Annotated in this window: 4 protein-coding genes; 2 read left to right on the top strand and 2 right to left on the bottom strand. The window is 63.7% G+C overall.

The window, feature by feature from the left end:
• Nucleotides 1-157 precede the first annotated feature (157 nt).
• Nucleotides 158-589, top strand: coding sequence for a phage tail protein (locus SR3_RS07415; RefSeq protein WP_068083116.1), 432 nt, complete (start codon nucleotides 158-160; stop codon nucleotides 587-589).
• The gene (locus SR3_RS07410) at nucleotides 586-1,608 is read left to right on the top strand and encodes a contractile injection system protein, VgrG/Pvc8 family (RefSeq protein WP_068083110.1); all 1,023 of its coding nucleotides are present in this window, start codon (nucleotides 586-588) and stop codon (nucleotides 1,606-1,608) included. The genes SR3_RS07415 and SR3_RS07410 overlap by 4 nt, the downstream gene beginning before the upstream one ends.
• A gap of 30 nt (nucleotides 1,609-1,638) precedes the next feature.
• Here SR3_RS07410 and SR3_RS31160 read toward each other — a convergent pair whose 3' ends face one another.
• The gene (locus SR3_RS31160) at nucleotides 1,639-2,394 is read right to left on the bottom strand and encodes a hypothetical protein (protein ID WP_157098691.1); all 756 of its coding nucleotides are present in this window, start codon (nucleotides 2,392-2,394) and stop codon (nucleotides 1,639-1,641) included.
• A gap of 5 nt (nucleotides 2,395-2,399) precedes the next feature.
• Nucleotides 2,400-2,717: hypothetical protein (locus SR3_RS07400; protein WP_218018774.1), on the bottom strand; the 318-nt coding region annotated here is incomplete at its 5' end.

Here is a 2,717-nt window from a genome sequence, read left to right as displayed (position 1 = left end):
CGGCGCGCCCTGCCACCGCGCCCATCACCATCCATATCCACCAGCAGCCGGGCGAGGATGGCGAAGCCCTCGCCCGCCGCGTGGCTGACGAGCTGGAGCGGCGCCAGCGCACCGCCCGCCTCTCCGCCTATCACGACGATTTCTAGGAGACGCCCCCATGCTGGCATCGCTTGGCCTGTTCGTCTTTGAGACCTCGACGGCCCTTTTCGATGGAATGAACCGCCACCGGGAATGGAAGCACCCCAGCGCCGAGCGTTATCTGCAGCTCGACGGGAGCCAGTTCACCGGCCCGGGCGACGATATGCTGCGCCTGACGGGGCGCATCGTGCCCGAGGTCGCGGGTGCCTACACCTCGATCGACACGCTGGCGGCCATGGCCGATCAGGGGGATGCCGCCGCGCTGATCAATGGCGCGGGAACCATCATCGGCAATTTCGTGATCGTCAGCCTGGACGAACAGCACACGGCGATCTTCGACGGCGGCGTGGCACGCTGCGTGGGCTTCGCGCTAGAGCTGAAGCGCGTGCCCGATGATCCGGCGCCGCCCAGCAGCGCCGCGCCCGCCAGCACCGATGGGGAATGGGTATGACGGACAACACCGGCCAGCCCTATATCGAGCCCATCGCGGCGTGGAAGGTGACCCTTTCCGGCAAGGATTTGACCGACACCATCGCCCCGCGCCTGATCAGCCTGTCGCTCAAGGAAGACGAGGGCGAAAAGGCAGACGAGCTGTTCCTCGTGCTGGACGACGGTGACGGCAAGCTGGAGCTGCCCCCCGAAGGGGCGGTGATCACCGTGGCGATGGGCTGGAAACAGGGCACCGGCGTGCCCGTGGGGCTGGTGGATAAGGGCAAGTTCGTGGTGGATGCGGTGGATTGGGATGGCGCGCCGGATCGCATCCGTATCTCCGCCCGGTCGGCCAACATGCGCAAAACCTACCGCACCCGCAAAACCCGCAGCTGGCACGGCAAGACGCTGGGCGCCATCGTGGCGCAGGTGTCTTCCGATCACGGCCTGACGGCGCGCTGCCACCCCGATCTGGCCGGCACCGTGGTCGCCAGCGCCGAGCAGTCCAACCAGAGCGATATGGAGTTCATGCGCGATCTGGGGCGGCGGTATGACGCCATCGCCAGCCCCAAGGCCGGATGCATGGTCTTCGCGCCCAAGGACGCCACCACCACCGCCACCGGCGCCAAGATCCCCGAACTGACGGTGACGCGGGCCAATTGCAGCAAACCGGCCTATCACCGCGCCAGCAGGGACAATGCGCAGGATGGCGCCGAGGCGCAGTATCACGATCAGGGCAGCGGCAAGCGGGTGACGGTCAGCACCGGGGGAAGCAACCGGCGGCGGCTGAAGCGGATCTATGCCAGCGAGGCAGACGCGCATGCGGCCGCACGCTCCACCGCCAACCGCCTGCGCCGTGCGGCCGGAGAATTCCGGATGACGATGACCTATGGCGATGCCCGCGCCGGGCCGGGCGCGCATGCCAAGGCCACAGGGTTCAAGACGGAAATCAACGCGAAGGCGTGGCGCGTGAAATGCGCCACGCACGATATGGACAAGAACGGCGGCTTCAGCACCGGTCTGGAGATGGAGGTCCGCTAGAACCGGTGAGAAGGCACCGGTCTGAAGCGATCACTTTCCCTTTGATGGAGGCGCTTCCGCTTGCTGCCTCGCCCCACAACCCACCTGCGGCACGCCACTCTGCGATGCTTGTTCACATCGAGCGGCAAACGAGATCCTCGTGTCTGCGAATTGGTAGAAATCGACGGGTACGGAGAGCTTCTTCTCCATTCCGTCAGACTCGACCGCAGTGATCGCGGCAGTTGCATTTTCACGCACGCCTGAGAGCAGGCTGGCTTGCGTGGCTCCGTTGTTGTTGAAAGAAAATCTGAAGCGAACAAGATTGATGCCCGGCTTAACCACACTCGATTCCAGATTTTCGACATCAAGAGCGCCAAAAATCTGGCCATTTACGAACATGGTGCCATCACGAATGAGAGCCGGGGCGTCCCCCGCGTTAGACACCACCACCACGAATGCAGATTGGTTAAGAGTGGCGCCGCCCGTACTCAACTCCGAATGAGGTTTATGCAGGGCGGAACGAACGGATGTGATCGCGGGGCCAATCACAGCTATCAATGCGACAAGCAAACTAAGGACAGTCTGCGATATTGGTAAGCCCGACAGCAATCCGCGCTGATAGGACTTGCATTCGTGACACAGCTTTGCAGCCATCGGTATGGGCAAAGCGCACTGGCTGCATAGTTTTGTTGGCAAATTTTCCTGATCCGAAGGTTCCTCCATGTGCTCGCTCCCGTCCAACGCCAATGGCTTGAAAGATATTGACGTACGTTTGAAGGGCAATGGCCAATCAAGTTGATTGGCCATTCCACCTATCCCCCGGCGCGGGCCTTGCGCAGATCGTCCAGACAGAAGCCGAGCTGCTGCTGCATGTCCCCCACGCTATCGCTGCCATCCCTGCCCTGCGCCATCTGCCGCAAGGCGCTAACCTGCGCGCCATAGGCATTCGCGCATTCATCGACGGCCTGGCTGTAGCGTGCGGGCGCCTTGATGCTTTCCAGCGTGCCCGCAGCATCGCCGCACAGCTCCGCCGCGCTGGCCGCCGCCGCGCGCGATCCGTGCAGGCTGGCGGCGGCGCGATCGCATCGAGCCATGGCCAGCCCGACACGTGCCGGCACACCGCCTATTTG

Source organism: Novosphingobium rosa NBRC 15208 (assembly GCF_001598555.1).
GTDB lineage: Bacteria > Pseudomonadota > Alphaproteobacteria > Sphingomonadales > Sphingomonadaceae > Novosphingobium > Novosphingobium rosa.
This window is presented reverse-complemented; position numbering and strand designations above follow the sequence as displayed.

Excerpts from the sequence above, each read along its gene's own strand:
- SR3_RS07410 (WP_068083110.1), top strand. The coding sequence starts at position 586 with ATGACGGACAACACCGGCCAGCCCTATATCGAGCCCATCGCGGCGTGG.
- SR3_RS07415 (WP_068083116.1), top strand. The coding sequence starts at position 158 with ATGCTGGCATCGCTTGGCCTGTTCGTCTTTGAGACCTCGACGGCCCTT.
- SR3_RS31160 (WP_157098691.1), bottom strand. The coding sequence starts at position 2,394 with ATGGCCAATCAACTTGATTGGCCATTGCCCTTCAAACGTACGTCAATA.